We start from the raw sequence: 21,788 nt of genomic DNA, 5'->3' as shown, positions 1-21,788 counted from the left end.
GAAACTATGCGTTGGACGTTAAAACAAACTCCCGATTTATTAAAAGTAACTCAATTAGCTAAAGAATTATCTGTTGAAAAAACGCTGGCTAAAATTTTGGTACAACGTAATATTGATACTTTTGATAAAGCGAAACAGTTTTTCCGTCCTTCTTTAGATGATTTGCACGATCCTTTTTTAATGAAAGACATGGAATTAGCCGTGCAACGCATTGAAAAAGCAATTGCAAACAACGAAAATATTTTGGTTTTTGGCGATTATGATGTTGACGGAACAACGGCTGTTTCGTTGCTTTCGTCTTATTTAAAAACAATTCACCCAAATATTTACACCTATATTCCTGACAGATATGCCGAAGGTTATGGCGTTTCATACATGGGAATTGATTTTGCTGATGACAATGATTTCTCTTTAATTATCGCATTAGATTGCGGTATAAAAGCCATTGATAAAGTTGCCTACGCAGCTCAAAAAAACATTGATTTTATTATTTGCGACCATCATAAACCAGGTAAAGAAATCCCGAAAGCGGTGGCGGTTTTAAATGCAAAACAAGACGATTGTTTTTATCCTTATGATGAATTATGTGGTTGTGGCGTTGGTTTTAAATTGATTCAAGCATTAGCCTCAAAAAGAGGGCAAACTATTGATGATTTAATACCATATTTAGATTTGGTAGCCACCGCAATTGCTGCCGATATTGTACCGATGACAGGCGAAAACAGAACCTTAACCTACTTCGGATTACAAGTTATTAACACAAAACCACGCAACGGAATTAAAGCCATTATTGAACAGTTAGATAAAAAAGAATTAACCATTACCGATGTTGTTTTTATCATCGCTCCTCGGATAAATGCTGCTGGTAGAATGAAACACGGAATTCATGCCGTAAATCTTTTAACAGAAATGGATTTTGATGCAGCTGTTGAATTTGCTTCATCAATTGAAAAATTTAATGCTGATAGAAAAGGAATCGATAAAAAAATCACCCAAGAAGCTTTACTTCAAATTGAAGAAAATAATGAAACTGAAAAATTCACTTCGGTTGTTTTTGATGAAACTTGGCACAAAGGCGTTATCGGAATTGTAGCTTCTCGATTGATAGAAACCTATTACAGACCTACCTTAGTTTTTACAAAAAGTGGCGATAAACTTGCGGCTTCTGCTCGTTCGGTAAAAGGATTTGACGTGTATAATGCCTTAGAACAATGTGCAGAATTTATTGAACAATTTGGCGGACATAAATATGCTGCGGGTTTAACTTTAGAGCCAGAACAATACGAGAATTTCAAAAATAAATTTGAAGAAGTCGTTGCTAAAACTATTGATAAAAACTTATTAACCCCTGAAATTAGTATTGATGCCGAATTAGATTTATCGGAAATATCGCCTAAGTTTTTTAGAATTATTCAACAAATGGCACCTTTTGGACCTTTAAATTTAAAACCTACTTTTTCAACAACTGCCGTTAGAGATAATGGTTTTGGAAAACAAGTAGGTGCTGATAAAACACATTTAAAACTAAATATTATTTCTGCTGCCGATAAAAAAACATACAGCGCTATCGGTTTTAGTTTAGGAAAAAAACTTCCTTTAATTAAAAACGATTTTGATATTGCCTACGCTTTAGATGAAAATACTTGGAACGGAAATACAAGTATTCAACTGCTTTTAAAGGACATAAAATAAGTTTATCGTCATGCTGAATTTATTTCAGCATCGCATTAAGCTTTACTATATGGTTAATGACGTATTAAAAGACTAAAACTTTCAGTAAATAATGAATTTATAAAAAAGAATTTTACTTTAAGTTTAGCAGTTATTTTTTGTTTTCAATCTGCTTTAAAATATATTCTAAAGCTGCGTTTACATTACTATTATATTGCTCAAAAGTTGGTATAACTTTATAGTCAGGAATTACCCCACTTCCAAAAGGAAGTTTTTGTTCAACATTCATAACAAATTGTAAATTAGGAATCTCTATTTCAATTTTCGAATTTGGTAAAATAAGTTCTTGGCTATAACCACTTGTGTTTCCCAAATATCCACCGCCAGTTTCTTGCCCAACAAAAGTCCCTCTATCATTTGAATAAACCATATTGCTAAATTCACTTCCACCAGAATAAGTTATTGGACTGATGATGACATATAGCTTTCCTGAAAATTTATTTTTCGGTACTTTTTTGTACGCCATTAAACCATATCCAATCCATTTTTTCCTTTCTAAAGAGCCATCTGGCATTTTTTTGTTTACAAATGTCCTTTCTAAAAATCCAAATGTTTTTAATGTTATTGGCTTGTCAATACCATTATCAAGAACTGCTTTTTGAGTTTTTGCCCTGACTTTCTTATATTTTTGATAATTGTCTCCTAAATATGAATAAACGATTCCTTCATTACCTTCATTACCACCTCCGTTTTCGCTTACATCAATTATTAAATTTGTAATATTATTATTTGAAATTGACTCAAAACTATTTTCTAAAAATTTACTAAGACTTCTTTCTTTAGTTTGCTTTTTTATATCAGAATTAGAAAACGAATGAAGTCCTAAATAAGCAGTTGTTTTATTTAGTATTTTAAACTCTAATAGATCTTTTTCTTTAGCATCTTTATTGTTTGAATTTCTTGAACGTAAATGTTTGTTGATATTTTCAATTTTTAAAGATTTAATAACTATTGGGTGCTCTAATTCTTTAAATTTAATATTTACATCTTTAATATTTCCGTAGTGGTAAAAATAATATTTAGAGAAATTAAACCCTTTTAGATCACTATATTTAACTGTTTTTATAAAACCATCTGAAGCAAATAAGCTTCCAATTTTCGCAACAATATCGATAGGTTTCTCACCATTTATCGATTCAATTTCCTTTCCTTCAATTTTCAATTCTTGATAATTCGAACCATTTTTGAAACAATATAGTTTTGTGCCAAGAAAGACAAAAGTTAAAGGAATAAAAGTAGCTTCTTTATTTATCTTTTCTTTTACACTTTTCGGTAAATATATATCTGTATGATCTTCTCTTGACAGCCCTACTAAAGGTGCAATGAGTTTATGAAATTCAAGCACATTCAGATCTTTATTTATTTGTGTTTTTACTTTTTTAAAAGCATTATCTACACTATCTTTTGGTGTGTACCAATACATTCCAGTGTGGAACTTATTCAATCCTTGATAGAGAATCTCTAAATCGTTGTGTAGTTTTTGTTTCTCAATATTCGGGAAATTGCCAAAATTTTGACCAAGAGAAATTTTAAATGATAAAGTCAAAATAATTAAAAGGATTGATATCTTATTCATTAGCGTTTTTTTTAATTGGCTACGGCAAATTAAGGTTGACCGATGCGATTTCTTATTTTTCTGCTATATTTTTTTTCAGATGAAATTTAAACAAGCTCTTCGTTTTTTAGGTAAACTTAGACCTCACAGGTTTTAAAAACCTGTGAGGTCTGTTAATATGGCAGAAGATTCTATAAACCTGTATTCACGTATTCGAATTGAATTTCTGTTTTATCTTATATTCTTTTTAGATAAAATTTAGTTTTAAGTACAAATGCCTAGCCCCGATTGAAGCAATTGTTTGAGCTCTTTTTTTGATTTTTCTTCAAAAAAAAGCGAGTGCGGAAAGCGGGAAATTGCTTCAAAAAATCTTTAATCTGTTTTATATAATTCTGATTTTATGATTCCTTCTTTTTAATTGCACGCATCAATCCTTCTTGCGCAACCGATGCCACTAAAACGCCTTTTCGGGTGTAAATATTACCTGTTGCAAAACCTCGAGCGCCAGATGCACTAGGGCTTTCGATTGAAAATAATAACCAATCGGAAAAATCAAAATCACGGTGAAACCACATAGAATGGTCTAAACTTGCCATTTGTGTATTGCCAAAATTAGCAACGCTCGCATTGGGGTTTAAGCAGGCGGTTAATAGGTTGTAGTCGGAAATATAGGTTAAAATTTGCTGCTTTAAAGCTAGGCTTAAATTACTTGGAGCGTCTTTTAATTTGAACCAAACATCGACAACTGCTGGCAAATTTTTTAAGTCGAGCGGGTTTGCTAGGTGAACAGGTTTAAAATCAATAGGGCGATCAATACTTAAAAATGCTTTTAATTTTTTGGGCAAAAAATGATCAAATTCAACCAACATATCCGACCAGCTTAACAATTCTTCAGGTTGTTTGATGTCTTTTTTAATGGGCTTTTGATGCTGATAACCTTCCTCCTTTTTATGAAAAGAACAGGCTAATATAAAAATTGTTTTATCGTTTTGAGAGGCGGTTACACGTCGGGTTGAAAAACTTCCGCCATCGCGAATTACCTGTACATTATAAATAATTGGCAGTTCTAAATTTCCTGCTTCTAAAAAATACGAATGCAAGGAATGTAAAATGCGCTGGTCTGAAACCGTACGATACGCCGCATTTAAAGACTGTGCTAAAACTTGTCCGCCAAATACAATTGGGCTTCCAATATCTTTACTTATTCCTTTAAAATTATTGTTATCTGTATTTTTTAAGGTTAATATACTTAATAATTCTGCTGTATTTTTCATAGCTACAATTTAAGTTCTGATAGTGTTTTTTTTCTCTTTAAAAGGATATTGCTGTTTAAATTCTGATGGTTGAATTTTTTTCAAAAACAAACTTAAAATACTATTTGTAATGGTTTTTTTGTGGCGTAAATAAATAGTCAAATCTTGTGGAACAGCACCGACCGAACTTTTTATTTCGCTAGCGGTTCGTCCAAAATTTATGGTTTTTACTTGATTTTCTATTCCTAAAGAAATATAATCGTATAACATTCGCTGATAAATAGCGTACTCTTTATTGTTCTGATAATCGATTCCTACAAAGTGAGCGTCTAATGAATTTTGATTAAAAATTCCTGATAAAAAACCAACTAATTTATCTTCTAACCAATAGGCTTTTAAAAAATAAGCATCGCCTAAATTATCTTTTAAAGTTTGAAAAGTTTGTAAATTGAAATCGCCTAAATTAAAACTCGCTTTGCTTGAAACTGTTTTATATAAAAAAGTCATTTCAGGTAATAAATCTTTTAACCTGTCTGCGGTAATATCTTCGGTTTTTAAAACAGCACTATTTTTAAATGCTTTTCTGGCTTTTACCCTAAATTTTGTTTTTAAAGCGGCTAAATAATCATCTAATGAATTCCAATTTTCAGGTATATGTAAAATCATATTTGGATCTACATTAAAAGAATTATAATTTTTTTCTTTTAACACCGATTTACTAAATAATGATTTATTTTCAAAATCCTTTAACATAAAAGCATCGGCTGTATTTTGAGGTTTTAAACTAGAAAACGCTAATACTGCTTCGGCTATTTTAGGAAGAATTTCATTTCTATTTTGATTTTTTTTGATAAAAACACCATGTTCACCACTTACAAAAGTATTACCACAAGTAAGTATTTTAAAGGCTTTTTCAGGGGATAAAAAACCCGATTTTTCCCCCATACATTTTACCCAATTAACAATAGATTGCATCTCATTTTTAACGCTGTCTAAATAAAAATCGACTATTTGAAGGGTTGCAAAAGCAATTGCGCTATTTTTTTCATCAAACAAAACAATATAGGCAAATTGTATTTTTGAATTATTTTGCTGTAATGCTTTTAAGTACTTCGGATGAAAATACCAGTTGTTTGTACAGTTTAATGCTGCCCAAATATCGGTAGATATTTCATGAACATCATTAAAATATTGAGCATTTAAATTGGGTTTATTACAAGATAAAATACACACAGGTTTTGGTTCTATTTTTGGTGTAAAATACTAAAAGTTTATCTAATCGATGTTATACAACGCCATTATTCCAAACGGGTACTTTTAAGAGTTTGCTAATTTTTAGCATATCGCTTAAAATATAGGTTTTATCACCGTGATTTAATAAATTATAACGTACGCCGTTTTTAGTGATTAAATTTAATTCATAGGAAAAATAACTTCCCGAAGAACTGCTGCCTGATATAAATTTCTCTAAAACCTGTAAGGCGTGTACTTGCTGAAATGTTAATAATTCTGCTCCTACAATTATTTTTCTTTTTCGAGTGTATATATATGCTTTTGGCGAAAACATAAATAATAAAATAACTCCTACAATGAAGAAAACACCTCCTGATGTAAAAAATAATTTTCCGCCTTTCATAAAAGTAAGCGGAATATCGGAAGTTTGATAAAATTCGTAAAATGAAACAGCGACATAATTTAATCCTATCAAGAAAAAACTCCAGGCAAAAACTTTGGTAAACGAACTTCCTGTTATTTTATAACCTTGTGCTGTTTTTTTAAATGTTTCACTCGCAAAATTGCTTCCTGAACTTTCTAAACCATCCCACGAAATAGTTTGTCCTATTTGATCGGTCGTAAAATCATCAAAAGTAAAATCGATTTGTTTGTTTTTAGAGGATGTTTTTTTTCTATTAGATAGATAACTTGTTACTAGCATACCGATTCCCATAAAAACTAAAACAAGTAACATTCCGCCTGTTTTATAATATAGAAATTTTTGTTTACCATACACTTTTTGATGAACAGGTACAGTTATTTCTAGTTTTTTAAGTAAATGTGTGCCTTTTCGATTTAGTTTTTTGGCGTGTTTTAAAGAGTCTAAACTGCGAATATCATTTTGAAGGTTTATTTGATTATTGTTATATCTTTCATATTGCTTTTGAATTTGCGGTACAAATACAAAATAAATCATTCCGATAGGTATTAATAAAAAAAGCCACGAGCTTTTGAAGGGTAATTTTTGCATTTACTGTTTTTTAGTACACGTTATTAATGATTAAAACTATAAATTCTGATAAACAAACGGGTTATTTATCAGAATTTAAATTAGAAAACAAATGCTAAGTTAGTCTAAAACAACTAGTTTAATTGCGTGATATCCGTCAGATCGTACGCCGATTAACCCTGAAACTGTTGCGCCTTTTTTAATGGTAGTATTGGTTATATTATAGTCGAATAACTCTTTTTTAAATTTTTTATTTGCCGAATTTGCAGCAATCATATTTCCTCCTGCTATTCCTGGTCCTACAATTAAACCAACAGGTGTTGAGCTTGTTTGTTGATTGTATCCATTGCTAGAATCGGTGGTGTAAAATCTTAATGGTGTTAATAATAAATACCATAAGTAAGAAGCAACGCTTTGTTTTAATGATTTAAAAACCATTTCGTTTTCCATAATATATAAACCTGCGCCATCGTCGTAGGTTAATTTTAAGTCTTTACCAAAAACAATATCTTTATCAGAATTATTAGTCAATTTAACAGCAATTAACCGAATACCTTTTGAAAGTTCTTTTTTGTGATATTTTTTTTTCAATAACTCGTATTTATATTCAAGAATAACCCCTTTATCGGTACTTTTTGATACATAATTAAGTGTTTCAGGACTAATAGTTTTATAGCTTGAAGCACAGCTTGTTGCTAAAAATAGTAGTATTAAAAGGGAAATTGTTTTAAATAAATTCATTTTATATATTTTTATGATTCAAAAATAGCTTAAAAAATAAAGCCACAAACAATTAATCGTTTGTGGCTTTATATAAAAAATTTAGTTACTTATTTATAAGGCAATTACCCTACAAGATTAATTATTTTTCCAGGAACAATAATTATCTTTTTAGGAGCTTCTCCTTTTAATTGCGCAATTGTACGCTCGTCTGCTAATACAATTTTCTCAATTTCTTCTTTCGATAAGTCTAATGCTAATTCTAAAGTAAAACGCATTTTCCCGTTAAAAGAAACTGGGTAGTTTTTTGAACTTTCTACTAAATAAGAAGCATCAAATTCAGGGAAATCAACGGTAGAAATTGAACCTTCATGTCCTAATTGACTCCATAATTCTTCAGCAATATGTGGTGCATATGGAGAGATTAAAGCTAATAAAGGCTCTAAAATTGCACGTTTATTACATTTTAAAGCAGTTAACTCATTTACCGCAATCATAAAAGTAGAAACCGAAGTATTGAAAGAGAAATTCTCGATATCTTCTGCTACTTTTTTAATGGTTTTATGTAAAATTTTAAATTCTTCTTTTGTCGGTTCAGCTTCGGTTATAATAACTCCTTGTTCGCCAACATATAATTTCCATAATTTCTTTAAGAAAGAATATACTCCTGAAATACCTGAAGTTTTCCAAGGCTTCGTTTGTTCTAAAGGACCTAAAAACATTTCGAATAAACGTAATGCATCTGCTCCAAATTCTTCACAAATTAAATCAGGATTTACAACATTGTATTTAGATTTTGACATTTTCTCAACCTCTCTGTAACAAACAAATTGATTATCTCTTCCAAAAACAAACTCAGCAGTTTCAAATTCTGATCTCCAAGCTTTTAATTTATCAATATTTACATTGATATCTCCTTCTAAAGTACTTACACAAATATGAATTGGTCTGTACGTTAAAGATGCTTCTGTTTCTTCTGTTAAACCTGCTTCGACTAACTTCTTGTGTAATCGAGAACCTAATTTATCATCAGCTTCTGTATCTTCTATTTGATTTTCTCCTTGGAAATAATCAGCAGAAACATATAAATTATGTTTTTTACCGTCAAACAACGCTTCATAAACAAGTGCTGATGTTCCTAAAATCATCCCTTGATTGATTAGTTTCTTTGCAAACTCATCAACAGGTAAAGCGCCTTTATCAAACAAGAATTTTTGCCAAAAACGAGCATATAATAAATGTCCTGTTGCATGTTCAGAACCTCCAATATATAAATCGATTTCTTTCCAGTAATCAGCCGCTTCTTTGCTTACAAATTCTCCATCATTTGTAGCATCCATATAACGGTTAAAATACCAAGAACTTCCTGCCCAACCTGGCATTGTGTTTAATTCTAGATTAAAAATAGTTTCGTTGTTAATTAAATTATTAGCAACTACTTCATTTTTATCAGTATCCCAAGCCCAAGCTTCAGCATTTCCTAAAGGTGGTTTTCCATCTTGTGTTGGCAAATATTTTTCAACTTCTGGTAAAACAATTGGCAAATATTTTGCGTCAATCATTTGTGGCATTCCATCTTTGTAATATACAGGAAAAGGCTCTCCCCAATAACGCTGACGACTAAATACAGCATCACGTAAACGGTAGTTTATTTTTCCAAAACCGAAACCTTGCTTCTCCATTTCATAGATAGCTAATTTCATGGCTTTTTTATATGATAAACCATCTAAGAAATCAGAATTTGCAATTTTAGTTCCTTCTTTATCTGCATGTGCAGCTTCAGAAATATCAACATCAGCAAAAATATTAGGAATTGCTAATCCGAAGTTTTTTGCAAAATCATAATCACGTTGGTCACCACAAGGAACTGCCATTACTGCACCTGTTCCGTAGTTTGCTAATACGTAATCACCAATCCAAATAGGAATTTGTTTTCCTGTAAATGGGTGTAAAGCATAGGCTCCTGTAAATACTCCTGAAATAGTTTTTACATCTGCCATTCTATCTCTTTCAGAACGCTTTGCTGTTGCTTTTATATACGCATAAACAGCTTTCTTTTGAGATTCACTTGTAATTTTAGTTACCAACTCATGTTCTGGAGCTAGTGTCATAAAAGATACTCCGTAAATAGTATCAGGTCTTGTGGTAAAAACGTCTATTACATAATCGTTTTGTACTGCTGTTTCAACTACCTCAACTGTTGATTTTTCAAGAGGTTTTGCAAATTGAATGGTATTATTAATTTTAGATACAACACCTAAAACATTTTCTAATACTTCTTCATTTGTAAAGCGAACGATATGAAGTCCTTCATTTGCAAAATACGTAGTTCTTGCTGCTTCATCTTCTTTACCAGAAAATTCAACAACAATATTTTTTGCTAAACATACATAATCTACTAAAAACGTACCGATGGTATATTTTTTTCTAAATTTTGATGCTCCTTTTTTATTTTTTAATTCATTCCAAAGAACTTCTTCCGCCTTTGATAAGTTTAAACGCATTTCTTTTAATGCCTCTAATTCTTTGAATGATAATTTTACTCCAGCTTCTACTTCTAAAGCATCAACTTTAAAAGTTACCATTGCTCCTTGGCTTCTTCCAATCCAATTTGTTTGGCTATCTTTTAAAGGTTGTGGCCAATCGATGTTTTCTAATCCGTCTAATAAACGTTGTGAATATGCTGAAATTCGCATAGACCATTGTGTCATTTTTTTACGAATTACAGGATGCGCTCCACGTTCTGATACGCCGTTTATAATTTCATCATTTGCTAATACCGTTCCTAACTCAGGACACCAGTTTACTTCGGTATCAGATAAATAGGTTAAACGATATTGTAATAAAACAGCTTCTTTTTCTTTATCAGAAAATGCATTCCAATCATCCGCAGAAAAAATAGCAATATCTTCTTCTGATACAGCATTTACAGATGCATTTCCTTGCGTTTCAAATACAGAGATTAAAGTTGAAACATCTTCAGCTTTATCAGCATCTTTATTATACCAAGAATTAAATAATTGGATAAAAATCCACTGTGTCCATTTATAATATTCAGGGCTAGAAGTTTGCACCTCACGAGACCAATCGAAAGAAAAACCGATATTATCTAACTGACGACGGTAGGTTTTAATGTTAGTTTCCGTAGTAATTGCTGGATGCTGACCTGTTTGAATTGCGTACTGTTCTGCTGGTAAACCAAAAGAATCATATCCTTGCGGATGCAATACGTTAAAACCTTTATGACGCTTGTAACGTGCATAAATATCAGATGCAATATATCCTAAAGGATGCCCAACATGTAGCCCCGCTCCTGAAGGATAAGGAAACATATCTAACACATAATATTTAGGTTTCTCTGATTCATTACTGGCTTTAAATGTTTGGTTATCTGCCCAAAACTGTTGCCATTTTTTTTCTATATCTTGATGATTATATTGCATTGTATTTCGTTTAAGAAGCTACAAATTTACGTTTATTTTAAATACTATTTTTGTTTATTTTTTATACATCGAAACAAAAACATAATACTATAGAGCAACAAAAAATAGGTTTAAAAATCGGGGGATTTAAAAACCTATTTAATGCACTATATATTGTTGTTAATTTTTTATCCTTTTACAGGCACAGATACAATTAATTTTCCCCATCCTAAATACATGGTTGCATCATTTTCTTGTCCGTTGAAAGCAATTGAAAATGCTTCAATTGATTTTTTTGATGTTGATACACTAGCCGATACTCTTACTACATCTTCCAATTCACTATAAGAATAAGCTCCCCAAACATTTTTGGCGGTACTTAAAATTACTGTCCATTGTTTATCTCCAGGAATGGTAAACAACGTATATGTTCCTGATTTAACTTCTTTACCTCCAAAATTTACATCTTTATAAAAGGTGATTTCAGCAGCTTCATTAGCGCCTGTTCTCCAAACTTTATCGTTGGGTGCTAATTTAATAACGCTTCTTCTTTTTAATTGCGGACGGCTATAAACTACTTTTACTAATTTATCTGAAATTCGATAACTGCTAGGGTATGCTGCTACATCCATCGGGCTTTTATCTAATCCTGCGAAACTTTGTGCATTTACTTGATTAGAAAATAATACTGTTAGTATTAAAACTACTGTAACAAAGATTATTTTTTTCATGTTGGAATTATTTTACAAGTTGATTAATTTATAATTGCTGTTTTCAAAATTACAAACCTTTACAGGAATTATTTCTTAATAATAACCCATACTTCTGTTAAATTTACAACGTACTTAATCAGTTTTTACCTTTTTAGATAGTTGTTCAAATAATACAATCAACAACAAATTCACTCCAAACATTGGTAACAATACCCCTAATAAAACAAGTATAAAAACAATTAATTTACCAACTTTAAATTGAGATGATACTTTTGGAACGCCCCAACTTCCTTTTTGTTTTCTATATAAATACGAAAATAAACCCGCAACCGTCATTAATGTTAAACCGATAGCAACGCCAAACATCAGCCACCAATTCCAACCACCAAATTGCCCTTGATGAAATGCCATCACCCACATTCTGCCACGCATTAAAAACCCGACATCACTCCAAGTATGTGCTTTAATTAATTCTCCTGAATACTGATTAAAATGTAACTTTTTCTGAGCATCTAAAGGAAATGTTTTATTCGAAACACTAAACGTACTTTTTGCTGATTTTGGCAAACCAATACTAACAATTCCTTGTAATTTTTGCTGATTTGCAATAGCAACCATTTCATCTATTGATAAGGTTTTTATCTTTATAGTTTCTTTATTTTTTACTTCGGATATTAAACCTCTTCCGCTCCAAGTTTTAGGAAATCCTGTATTTGTTACTTTTTGAACCCATTTAAAATTACTTCCAAAAACATCTGTCCAAGGTAAACCTCCTGCTAAAACGAGCAATAATAAAATCGACATCCAAAAACCAGTTACGGCGTGTAAATCTCTAAATAAAGTTCTTTTTCCTTGATTACATCGAATTGTAAAAAGCCCTTTTAAATCTTTAAAACTAGCAAATGGCCACCAAATATAGATTCCTGTGATAATTAAAACCACCATCCAACTGGCAATTAATTCAATAAGTAATGTTCCTACTTTTCCTGCTAATAATTCGCCGTGTAATTTTCTTATAGAATACATCCACGTACTTTTAGGCGAAAAAGTACCTGTAGCTTCCCCTGTATATTGATTTATAAAAACGGCTTTTTTATGACTAAACCTTCCAACTACAAATTCGGTAGCCTTCTGAGGATTATCATTAATAACCATTGAATTTGGTTTCTTTTTTAATTTTTTAATAGCATTCTCCCACTGTTGTTGATACGAAATTGGTGTTGTTTGCAAAGTTTCAACGTCTTGAATTTTTGCAACCTCTTTACTTTGTACATCTGGATTAAATAAATAAATAGCTCCAGTAATAGATAGCACCAATATAAAAGGCAAGGAAATAAGCCCTGCAATAAAATGCCATTTCCAAAGCCATTGATTTAGTTTTCTATTTTTCATTTTATAAAATTTTAAAAGTCTTTTTACTTTAGTTATTAAAAAAATAAAAAGGGAGTAAAAAGACTTTTTATTTTAAAAATTTGATATTAAAAATTGTACTTGACTCCAAAATGAAATGCTCTTGGAGCACCTACACCATATTTGGTACTTCCATATCTATAAGAAGCCCTTGTTGAATATAACGTGTCAAAAATATTTAAGCCCTGTGCCCAAACATCAAATTTTTTGTAGGTATAATTTGCCTTCAAATTAAAAATCTGATGCCCATCATAAGTACTTGTCCCCATTATTTTATTTCCTGAAGCATCCTTTGCTATAATAGCTTCATTTTCAAGACTCGTATTATACGCTCCTATTTGTTCGTGCTGAAATGTTACTAACAAATTATCGATTGGCGTATATTTTAACGACATCGAAGCAATGTAATTTGGTGCCGTTGGCATATCGGTATTTGAATGATCAATTTTTGAATATGCCTTTGTTTTTTTATCTTTTACAGCCTTGTAAAACTCCAGATATTTATGTGTAGCGTAACTTGCATTATAATCAAAAGTTAAATTGTTTAAAATTTTCCAATTAACCCCTAACTCAATTCCTTGCGAACGCGTTTTTCCTGCGTTTTGCTTTAAATAATTTCCGCTAGCATCCGAAGTGGTAACCAGCCTGTTTTTACCATCTAATCTGTAAGCAGTAACATCTAGTTTTATATCAGAATTTATAGCTACATATCCTCCAACTTCGTAATTATCAAAATTGGCAGGTTTTAAGGCATAAACTACCTTATCAACACCACTATTTCTAAACAACGACCCTACTTGTGGCGGCGTAAATCCTTTTGAATAATTTGAATAAAAACCAATATTGTTGGTAATATTAAAATTCATTCCTATTTTAGGAGATACATTATTATAACTTACTTTTTGGTCTTTCACACCCGATTTTCCTTCATCTTTATTATCGTAATCATAGTTAAAACCATCATAACGCAACGCAGCAGTTACCTTTAAGTTTTCTAGTGGCGAAATTTCAAACTGCGCATACCCCGCATAATTTAAAATATCAGCCTGATAAAACATTTTATACAGGTCTGTTTGCTGATAATCAGTAAATTTCTTGGTAGTTTTATCATAATTCACCTTTATTTTTTTCGCATAATAATCTTGTGGCGAATAATCAACCGTACCTCCTACAATTAAAGAAGCATCTGCAAAATTAAAATCTAATTTATGTTGAACCAACGCTACTGCACTGGTAAATTTATTCGAATTAATTTCACCAAAATCACTTCTTGTTGACATTCTGTAAGAAGGAATTTGATTCATTTCATTATTTCTGTAGATAAAATTAAAAGACGTTTTATTGCTGTCATTCCATGTTTTATCTAAAGTCGTACGAAAACGCAATGCCGTTGCTTCTCTTTCAGCAAACGTATGATTACTCTTATATTTTCCTGCCAAATAATTTTCTTCGGATAAAGAGCTTGACCCCATATCAGAACGAAAATCGATAAAAGAAACGGTATTTGTCCAACGTAACGTTTGAGAAAAATCATTTACATTTTTAAAGGTAATAGCAAATTTCTCATAATCAGAATGTTCAAGCAAACCATTTACACGGCGCACCTTATGAACTCCCACATAAAAACCATGCTTGTCTAAAGCCGTTGTAGATACTTCTGCTTGTACTTTTTGCAAGCCCAAAGTATTGGCTTCCATCGCAAACGAACCGCCAAATTCTTTTCTAGGATTTTTAGTGATAAAATTAATACTTCCTCCAATTGCTTCACTTCCGTAAATACTCGATGCAGGTCCTTTTACCACTTCAACCCTACCAAAAGCAGTACTGTTCATTTCTAACAACGCATTATGATTAAACACTGCAACAGGGCGGATTGGCAAGCCATCTTCCAAGTATAAAAACAACGATTTTGTTGATATTGGCGTACGAATTGCCATCATATGTTGCTCGTTACTTGCCGCCATTGAAGTACTCATATACACCCCAGGAACCTGATTTACTAACTGTTCTATTCCAAAAGCCTTAGACTCTTCAATATCTTTTTCAGTAACCAAACCAATTGCCGCAGGAATATATTTACGTTTTTGAGCTTCACGAGAAGCCGAAACAATAACTTCTTCTAAACTTTCTAAATCTTCTACTAATTGAATTGTGTTTAACTTATTTAAAAGCGTTAGCATTTTTGTTTGATAGCCGACACTTGTAATGTTTACTTTTACATTTTTCTGATTTTTTAAGCTTGTTAATTTAATAGAAAAATCTCCATTTAAATCAGAAGCGGTTCCTATATTTTTATTATCTATAGAAATAATAGTAGCTCCAACTATTGGATTATTATTTTTATCAATAATTTTTCCTTGATATTTTTTATATATTTTTTGCTGATTTTGTTGATTTTTTTGTTGTGCAAAATTCTTAGAAATAGGCATAAGAAATGCTATTACTAGGATTAGTACTATTTTTTTCATGATTATAATTTTGTAACTATTTTACTTAAAAGTTATAGTTTAAGTATAAGCTTGTTCGGAATTTTACTTCCACCTTTGCTTGTGCTAAATTTTGATTTATTGGATACATACCTGATGCTCCAAAAGTTATTTTATTGGTATTATATTCCAAGCCAATACTCGAAAACAAGGCGTGTCCGTCAGAACCTTTTACCTCCATGTTAAATTGTTTGTTAACATTGTAAAACTCTCCTGAAATTCCTAATGATGGAATAAATACATTCTTTTTAGCATCTTTTAAAACGTAAAAAAGCGTGCTATTAAAATTAAATTGATTCCCGAAACGGTATTTTTTATTATTCGTGTTTTTATAGTAATAACTTAGGTAATTTGTTACACCAAAATCATTATATTTAAAAACATACTGTAGGTTCGACATATAATCAACACTACCAGTTCCTAATTGAAAACTTGGGTTTGTTGAATTGTTAATTTCTTGGGTATATTTTCCTGTAGGAAGCTTTACACCAACACCCACTTTTACAACATGATTTACCATCGATGTTTTTTCAGTTTTCTCGTTATAATCACCTTGTTTTTTATCAAGAATCGTATAATTTGAAAGCAGTGTAATATCGCCTAAGCCCGTTATATTTGTTGTTTTATCGACATAATTTCTATGATGCGCATGATACGGCACAAATACCTGTAATTCTAAATTTGTAGCCACAGGAATTCTTGACCAAAGCTGAATAGTATTAAAAGATTCATCAATTTTAGGCGAATCTGTAAAAATTCCATCTTTCGATTCATATTGTTGATACAAATACCGAACTCCTACAAAATTATTGTCGATAATTCCACCCATTCCCAGGCTTCCACCGTTATTGCTACATCCGCAGGCATCGCATTCTTCTTCTAAAAAAGCTTTGTATGACTTTGGAAATATCGTATTCGAAAAACCTTGTATTGCAATACTTAATACTGCTATTGTTAGTATAATTTTATTCTGAAAAACGTTCATCGGTTATAAATTCTAAATCGGTTAATGTGTTTAAAAAGACAAGAATATTTTCTTTTTCTTCTTCGGATAATGCAATTCCTAAGCGTCCGTCTGAATGTTTTAAAATAGGATCTAAATTTGGCGTATTTTGAACATCATTGCTATAAAAATCAAGCACTCTTTTTAGGGTATAAAAACGCCCGTCGTGCATATATGGTTTTGTTAAGGCGATGTTTCGTAAACTTGGCACTTTAAACTTAAAATTGTCTTTTTCATCTAAAGTAACCTTAGCCCTTCCTAAATCTTTAAGTATCGGATGTTCCGCCAAACCATTATTTCGAAAAGAATCGTCTGTAAATAAATCTGTTTGATGACAAGAAGCACACTTTTCTTTAAAGCTTGCTAATCCTTGTTTTTCTTGAGCTGTAAAATTTCCACCTTCTTCATTTCGCACATATTTATCATATTTAGAATTTGAAGAAACTAGCATCATCATAAACTGAGATAAGGCTTTAAGCATGTTTGACATGTTAATTTCACCATCATCAAAAGCCTGTTCAAATAATTTCTGATATTCATTATCGGCTTTTAATTTATCTAAAACGCCTCCTATTGTTTCATTCATTTCAACAGGATTTGTTATTGGTAATATCGAAAAACGATTAAGGTTATCGGTAGCGCCATCTGCCATAAACTGCTTTAAAAAAGCGGCATTTTGAATAGGTGGCGTATTTCGAACCCCTTGCTGATCATCAATACCATGGCTAAATTGATGCCCATGATGTGTAAACGCATTTGCTTGCAGATGACAAAAACCACATGAAATAGTTCCATCCGAAGATAATTTACCTTCATAAAATAGCTTTTTACCCAATTCAAAACCTTTTTCGGTTGGCGGATTGGCTTCTAAATTATATGCTAAGTCGGGGAAATTAGCAGGTTTTTCAAAAACTAATGGAATTTTCACATAAGGTGCTTCTGCTTCTTTACACGATAACATCAATAAGAAACTAAAAAAAAACAGTGTTTTTTTCATAAAAACATTTTAGAAACCTCATCGTTTTTTTAAAGCCGATGAGGTTGATAAATCTATATTTTACAAGGCGCTAATTAATGGTGTGCTCCTGAATTATGTACGTGATCTACAGTAAACATATGGTCTAATAAATTGTCAAATATCTTCCCTGCTTTTACACCGCCCATAATACTACTTTGTTCTGATAATTTTATAGTGTTTTTTCCTGCTAAAGTTTTAGAAACATCTACTTTTAAATGTATTTGAGGTGCATTTTCTTCAGATACCGCAACATGTTCAATTGCTAAGGTTATTTCTTGATATAAAACAGTGTTTGCAAGGTGTACAGCATAGCCTGTTTCTTCTTTATTCGTTTGAGAAGTAAAAGAACCTTCAAAGGCTAAATTTTTATAACCTGCTGTCCAGCTCCAAGTTAAACCGTATTTTCTTGCAGCTACCCAAAGGTCGATATTGTCACCTGATTCATCTGTTTTATACGTTTCTTCGTGGTTTAAATATGTTTTTTTATCAACACCGATTCCAAATTTCATTTTGGTGTATTTCCCAGCAGGAACATCTTTTAAATCAACTTTTAAATTTTTCACTTTTGTACCGCCTCCTTCACTAATAATATAAAAACCTGGTACTGCTACTTCTTTTCCTTCTTCGTTAGTTAATGTAAAATTCCCTACAATATAATCTAAAGCATCAGGGGTTATTTTTTCATCATTTAAAGTATAGGTAGTTCCTAATATAAAATCGCCGTCGGCCATTGCATGGTCAAATTCAACTGAAATATCGTTTTTTCCTTTTAATGCTAATTCATCATCATTATTACTACATGATACAGATACTAATAGTGTTGCTGCTGCAACTAAACTTAAAATTTTATTCATTTTATACGTGTTTACATTCTGATGAACTTTTTTAAGTCATCAGAAAATTATGTTTTAAAAAAATTTAATAAACAGCCTATAAAACCTATGTTAAAAACACAAGTATAAATTAGGCTAACCGATATAAAAAAGAAGTGTTGGGTGGATGAAATGTAGCATTTTCAAACAGATAAGAATATGTTTGATTGTAAGTAAATAATGCTTTTTTATGATAAGCTGTTAAAGTGTTTTTTGGTAAATTAACCAATTCTATAAAACCTATCGGATAATCTTTAAGAACAATTTGAAGAGATTCAAAATCGTCTTGCTGCTGCTGTTCTATTTTTAACATTAATTGACATTTACCATTACATGCAAGTTCAGGCTTGTCTTTATTAATACACAAAACTTTAGAAATATAATCATAATTTATTGCATACTCCACAAACGGAGCCACTGGGCGCAACATAGCTACCAGATACAATAAAATAAAAAAATAGATACTTAACTTTTGTAACAAAACGTGTTTTTAAAATAGAAAGAGCAAATATAGTTTAAGTATTTTTTTTACTACATTTTTTAGAGAATATAATATTATTTTTATTTGTTCTAAATAATTATTACATTTGCAGCGAAATTACAGCAAAATGATTATATTTTACACTCAAAATAAGGATGTTAAGAAATTAACTCCGATTATTCCAATACAGCCAAAAGTGGTAGCAAAAGCACTTACAACAACTTCTTGTAGTAGTATTTGCTCTTCTAGTTGTATAAAACCTAAAACTAGGTGTTGTAATAAGTACCAAAAAAAAGGCATCAACTGTAAGCGATGCCCTTTAACTTTTGATATAAAAATTGCTTCTTAATTAAAGAACTTTTAATAAAAAATAGCTCTTTTTTCCACGTTGTAATAACACGTATTTATCGGCTATTAAATCTTTTGATGTAATTAAAAAATCTTCTTTTACCTTTTCTTTATTTACCGAAACAGCATTTTCTTTTAAAGCTCTTTTAGCATCTCCGTTCGATTTTAAAAAGCTTGTTTTTCCTGATAAAGCATCAATCATTGATAAACCTGCTTGAATATCATCTTTAGAAACTTCGGCTTGTGGCACACCATCAAACACATCTAAAAAAGTTTGTTCATCTAAACTTTTTAAATCATCCGCTGTTGATTTTCCAAATAAAATATTAGAAGCTGCAATGGCTTTTTCTAATTCTTCTTGCGAATGTACAAAAGTAGTAACTGCGTTTGCCAATGTTTTTTGAAGCGCTCTTTCGTGTGGTACTTCTTGATGTTTTTCAATTAAATCGGCAATAGTTTGCTGATCTAAAAATGTAAATATCTTAATATATTTAGCCGCATCTTCATCCGAAGTATTTAACCAAAACTGGTAAAATTTATATACCGATGTTTTATCGGCATCTAACCATACATTTCCGCCTTCTGATTTCCCAAATTTTGAACCATCAGCTTTGGTAATTAATGGGCAGGTCATTGCGTAGGCTTTTGCCTCTTGCCCAACGTTCATTCTACGAACTAATTCTGTTCCTGTAGTAATGTTTCCCCATTGGTCAGAACCTCCCATTTGTAATAAACAGTTGTGGTTTTTATATAAATGATAAAAATCGTATCCCTGAATTAATTGGTAGGTAAATTCGGTAAAACTCATCCCTCCGGTAGTATCACCTGAAATTCTTTTTTTAACAGATTCTTTTCCCATCATGTAGTTTACCGTAATTCGTTTCCCTACATCTCTAGCAAATTCGATGAAGGAAAAATCTTTCATCCAATCATAATTATTTACTAATAAAGGAGCGTTTTTAGCAGTGCTTTCAAAATTTAAAAAACGTGCTAAAGTTCGTTGAATTCCTGCTACATTTTTGGCTAATGCTTCTTCGTTTAATAAATTACGTTCGTCTGATTTTCCTGACGGATCACCAATCATTCCTGTTGCGCCACCTACTAAAGCTACGGGTTTATGCCCTGCTTTTTCTAAATGAACAAGTAATATAATAGGTACTAAACTTCCAATATGTAACGAATCAGAAGTTGGGTCAAAACCAATATATGCTGCCGTCATTTCTTTTAGTAATTGCTCTTCAGTTCCTGGCATCATGTCGTGAATCATTCCACGCCAACGTAATTCTTCTACTAAGTTATTCATTTTATTACTTTGTTAAAATTTGCTAAAAATGTGACTTTAAAACACAAAATGTTTCTACTATTTAGAAGTATTTATGTTTTAACACAAATATAAAGCTCTTTGGCATATATTTTGAAAAAGAATATATAGTTTTATCAAAAATAATTTAAACAAAAAAAAGAATGAAAAATTTATTGAAACCATTATTTATCGCCTGTAGTGCATTTTTAATCGGAACGACATTTACAAGCTGTGGAGAGGAGCAAAATGGGCTTGCAATAGACCCTGATGAACCTGTGGTTGTAACTCCTGATACGCCAAAACAATTAGTTGTTGATGCTTCTGCTTATTACCCAACATTAGAATTAACAGCCGAAGCTAGCACTACTTTAGATGTTATTGTAAAATTTTCAGGCGCTGAAAAGAAAATGAAACGTTTATATATTACTAAAAATGTATATGGAAGCGAGCAAGGAGCTGTCGCTTATGATTTATCAACTATTGCCGCAGCCGTTAAAACTTATGGTGATGGTTCAATCAACTTAGGAAGTAAAGAAGGGACAGAATTTACCTATAGTATTCCTTTTGAAGCTCCAACAAGTACCGATGGTGTTGTTGTATATAAATTATGGACAACCCGTCTTGCTGCTTTAGGAACAACGAGTAAAGGAGATTTTAGAGATGTATCTAAAAGAAATGCTTATGGTGATGAAAACGCTTATGGAACCATTACAATTAAAGCAGGAAAAGCAACTGCAACAGCTGCTACTATAAAACAATTTTCAGCAGTTATTTTAGCCGCTCCTTTAGCGGATGGTTCTTCTAAATCTTTTATCTCAGTATATAACGGAGATACTTATGCAATTAACGCAGGATTAGAAACTGCTTCTTTTTGGGATTTTGGTTATTATTATGGAGCTACTCATAAAGCTTCTTTTGCATCTGCTTCAGATTTTCCTACAAATATTGTTGATATTGCTGATAAAGCTAATATAAATATCACTCAAGAACCTTTAAATAACTTTTACATCGCTAAATCTACAAAAGATTTTGATACGGTAACTGCTACTGAATTAGAAGCTATTGCTACTCCAAAATCTCAAAGAGTTAACGAGTTAACCGCAGGAGATGTTTTAGAATTTGAAGATAAAAATGGTGCTAAAGGATTAATTAAAGTTACCAAAATAGCAGGAACTTATGGAAATTCAGGTAAAATATATTTTGATGTAAAAATTCAAAATGTTGAATATATCAAATTATAATTTTCAAT

Annotated in this window: 17 protein-coding genes; 2 read left to right on the top strand and 15 right to left on the bottom strand. The window is 31.3% G+C overall.

Annotated elements, in window-relative coordinates:
- Positions 1-6 precede the first annotated feature (6 nt).
- Positions 7-1,692: a single-stranded-DNA-specific exonuclease RecJ gene (gene recJ, locus DPIF8902391_RS00775; RefSeq protein ID WP_172504763.1), complete on the top strand. Its 1,686-nt coding sequence runs from the start codon at positions 7-9 to the stop codon at positions 1,690-1,692.
- 130 nt (positions 1,693-1,822) lie between these two features.
- Here recJ and DPIF8902391_RS00770 read toward each other — a convergent pair whose 3' ends face one another.
- From DPIF8902391_RS00770 to tyrS, 15 genes are all read right to left on the bottom strand, one after another.
- Entirely contained in the window at positions 1,823-3,307 is a 1,485-nt protein-coding gene (locus tag DPIF8902391_RS00770) for a S41 family peptidase (protein ID WP_172504762.1), read from the bottom strand.
- A 377-nt stretch (positions 3,308-3,684) separates the two neighbouring features.
- Positions 3,685-4,560: an acyl-CoA thioesterase gene (locus DPIF8902391_RS00765; RefSeq protein ID WP_172504761.1), complete on the bottom strand. Its 876-nt coding sequence runs from the start codon at positions 4,558-4,560 to the stop codon at positions 3,685-3,687.
- Between the two features lie 9 nt (positions 4,561-4,569).
- Complete coding sequence (locus DPIF8902391_RS00760) at positions 4,570-5,772, bottom strand: GNAT family N-acetyltransferase (protein WP_232119281.1); 1,203 nt, start codon at positions 5,770-5,772, stop codon at positions 4,570-4,572.
- A 52-nt stretch (positions 5,773-5,824) separates the two neighbouring features.
- On the bottom strand, positions 5,825-6,730 hold the full coding sequence (locus DPIF8902391_RS00755) for a hypothetical protein (RefSeq protein WP_216833239.1): 906 nt from the start codon (positions 6,728-6,730) through the stop codon (positions 5,825-5,827).
- Between the two features lie 153 nt (positions 6,731-6,883).
- The gene (locus DPIF8902391_RS00750) at positions 6,884-7,504 is read right to left on the bottom strand and encodes a hypothetical protein (protein ID WP_172504759.1); all 621 of its coding nucleotides are present in this window, start codon (positions 7,502-7,504) and stop codon (positions 6,884-6,886) included.
- Between the two features lie 104 nt (positions 7,505-7,608).
- Entirely contained in the window at positions 7,609-10,926 is a 3,318-nt protein-coding gene (locus DPIF8902391_RS00745) for a leucine--tRNA ligase (protein WP_172504758.1), read from the bottom strand.
- 167 nt (positions 10,927-11,093) lie between these two features.
- Positions 11,094-11,636, bottom strand: a complete 543-nt coding sequence (locus tag DPIF8902391_RS00740; RefSeq protein WP_058884120.1) for a DUF2911 domain-containing protein — start codon at positions 11,634-11,636, stop codon at positions 11,094-11,096.
- Between the two features lie 114 nt (positions 11,637-11,750).
- The gene (locus DPIF8902391_RS00735) at positions 11,751-13,010 is read right to left on the bottom strand and encodes a PepSY-associated TM helix domain-containing protein (RefSeq protein WP_172504757.1); all 1,260 of its coding nucleotides are present in this window, start codon (positions 13,008-13,010) and stop codon (positions 11,751-11,753) included.
- A gap of 86 nt (positions 13,011-13,096) precedes the next feature.
- Positions 13,097-15,496 carry a TonB-dependent receptor gene (locus DPIF8902391_RS00730; protein ID WP_172504756.1) on the bottom strand — a complete coding sequence of 800 codons (2,400 nt, stop codon included), beginning with the start codon at positions 15,494-15,496 and terminating at the stop codon, positions 13,097-13,099.
- A gap of 25 nt (positions 15,497-15,521) precedes the next feature.
- Positions 15,522-16,499, bottom strand: coding sequence for a transporter (locus tag DPIF8902391_RS00725; RefSeq protein WP_172504755.1), 978 nt, complete (start codon positions 16,497-16,499; stop codon positions 15,522-15,524).
- Positions 16,480-17,514 (bottom strand): cytochrome-c peroxidase, encoded by a 1,035-nt coding sequence (locus DPIF8902391_RS00720; protein ID WP_172504754.1) that lies wholly within the window; start codon positions 17,512-17,514, stop codon positions 16,480-16,482. Before DPIF8902391_RS00720 ends, DPIF8902391_RS00725 begins: the two co-directional genes overlap by 20 nt.
- Positions 17,515-17,588: 74 nt before the next feature.
- Entirely contained in the window at positions 17,589-18,389 is an 801-nt protein-coding gene (locus DPIF8902391_RS00715; RefSeq protein WP_172504753.1) for an MbnP family protein, read from the bottom strand.
- Between the two features lie 109 nt (positions 18,390-18,498).
- Complete coding sequence (locus tag DPIF8902391_RS00710; protein WP_101914452.1) at positions 18,499-18,837, bottom strand: hypothetical protein; 339 nt, start codon at positions 18,835-18,837, stop codon at positions 18,499-18,501.
- Between the two features lie 195 nt (positions 18,838-19,032).
- Positions 19,033-19,188: a hypothetical protein gene (locus tag DPIF8902391_RS00705; RefSeq protein ID WP_172504752.1), complete on the bottom strand. Its 156-nt coding sequence runs from the start codon at positions 19,186-19,188 to the stop codon at positions 19,033-19,035.
- Positions 19,189-19,237: 49 nt separating this feature from the next.
- Positions 19,238-20,539, bottom strand: a complete 1,302-nt coding sequence (gene tyrS / locus DPIF8902391_RS00700) for a tyrosine--tRNA ligase (RefSeq protein ID WP_058884113.1) — start codon at positions 20,537-20,539, stop codon at positions 19,238-19,240.
- Positions 20,540-20,700: 161 nt separating this feature from the next.
- Here tyrS and DPIF8902391_RS00695 point away from each other — a divergent pair, with 161 nt between their 5' ends.
- Positions 20,701-21,780 (top strand): hypothetical protein, encoded by a 1,080-nt coding sequence (locus DPIF8902391_RS00695; protein ID WP_058884112.1) that lies wholly within the window; start codon positions 20,701-20,703, stop codon positions 21,778-21,780.
- Positions 21,781-21,788 lie beyond the last annotated feature (8 nt).

Origin of the sequence: Tenacibaculum finnmarkense genomovar ulcerans, assembly GCF_900239495.1 — a bacterium.
In the GTDB taxonomy this organism is placed as follows: domain Bacteria; phylum Bacteroidota; class Bacteroidia; order Flavobacteriales; family Flavobacteriaceae; genus Polaribacter; species Polaribacter ulcerans.
This window is presented reverse-complemented; position numbering and strand designations above follow the sequence as displayed.

Excerpts from the sequence above, each read along its gene's own strand:
- recJ (WP_172504763.1), top strand. The coding sequence starts at position 7 with ATGCGTTGGACGTTAAAACAAACTCCCGATTTATTAAAAGTAACTCAA.
- DPIF8902391_RS00770 (WP_172504762.1), bottom strand. The coding sequence starts at position 3,307 with ATGAATAAGATATCAATCCTTTTAATTATTTTGACTTTATCATTTAAA.
- DPIF8902391_RS00765 (WP_172504761.1), bottom strand. The coding sequence starts at position 4,560 with ATGAAAAATACAGCAGAATTATTAAGTATATTAACCTTAAAAAATACA.
- DPIF8902391_RS00755 (WP_216833239.1), bottom strand. The coding sequence starts at position 6,730 with ATGATTTATTTTGTATTTGTACCGCAAATTCAAAAGCAATATGAAAGA.
- DPIF8902391_RS00750 (WP_172504759.1), bottom strand. The coding sequence starts at position 7,504 with ATGAATTTATTTAAAACAATTTCCCTTTTAATACTACTATTTTTAGCA.
- DPIF8902391_RS00745 (WP_172504758.1), bottom strand. The coding sequence starts at position 10,926 with ATGCAATATAATCATCAAGATATAGAAAAAAAATGGCAACAGTTTTGG.
- DPIF8902391_RS00740 (WP_058884120.1), bottom strand. The coding sequence starts at position 11,636 with ATGAAAAAAATAATCTTTGTTACAGTAGTTTTAATACTAACAGTATTA.
- DPIF8902391_RS00735 (WP_172504757.1), bottom strand. The coding sequence starts at position 13,010 with ATGAAAAATAGAAAACTAAATCAATGGCTTTGGAAATGGCATTTTATT.
- DPIF8902391_RS00730 (WP_172504756.1), bottom strand. The coding sequence starts at position 15,496 with ATGAAAAAAATAGTACTAATCCTAGTAATAGCATTTCTTATGCCTATT.
- DPIF8902391_RS00725 (WP_172504755.1), bottom strand. The coding sequence starts at position 16,499 with ATGAACGTTTTTCAGAATAAAATTATACTAACAATAGCAGTATTAAGT.
- DPIF8902391_RS00720 (WP_172504754.1), bottom strand. The coding sequence starts at position 17,514 with ATGAAAAAAACACTGTTTTTTTTTAGTTTCTTATTGATGTTATCGTGT.
- DPIF8902391_RS00715 (WP_172504753.1), bottom strand. The coding sequence starts at position 18,389 with ATGAATAAAATTTTAAGTTTAGTTGCAGCAGCAACACTATTAGTATCT.
- DPIF8902391_RS00710 (WP_101914452.1), bottom strand. The coding sequence starts at position 18,837 with ATGTTGCGCCCAGTGGCTCCGTTTGTGGAGTATGCAATAAATTATGAT.
- DPIF8902391_RS00705 (WP_172504752.1), bottom strand. The coding sequence starts at position 19,188 with ATGCCTTTTTTTTGGTACTTATTACAACACCTAGTTTTAGGTTTTATA.
- tyrS (WP_058884113.1), bottom strand. The coding sequence starts at position 20,539 with ATGAATAACTTAGTAGAAGAATTACGTTGGCGTGGAATGATTCACGAC.
- DPIF8902391_RS00695 (WP_058884112.1), top strand. The coding sequence starts at position 20,701 with ATGAAAAATTTATTGAAACCATTATTTATCGCCTGTAGTGCATTTTTA.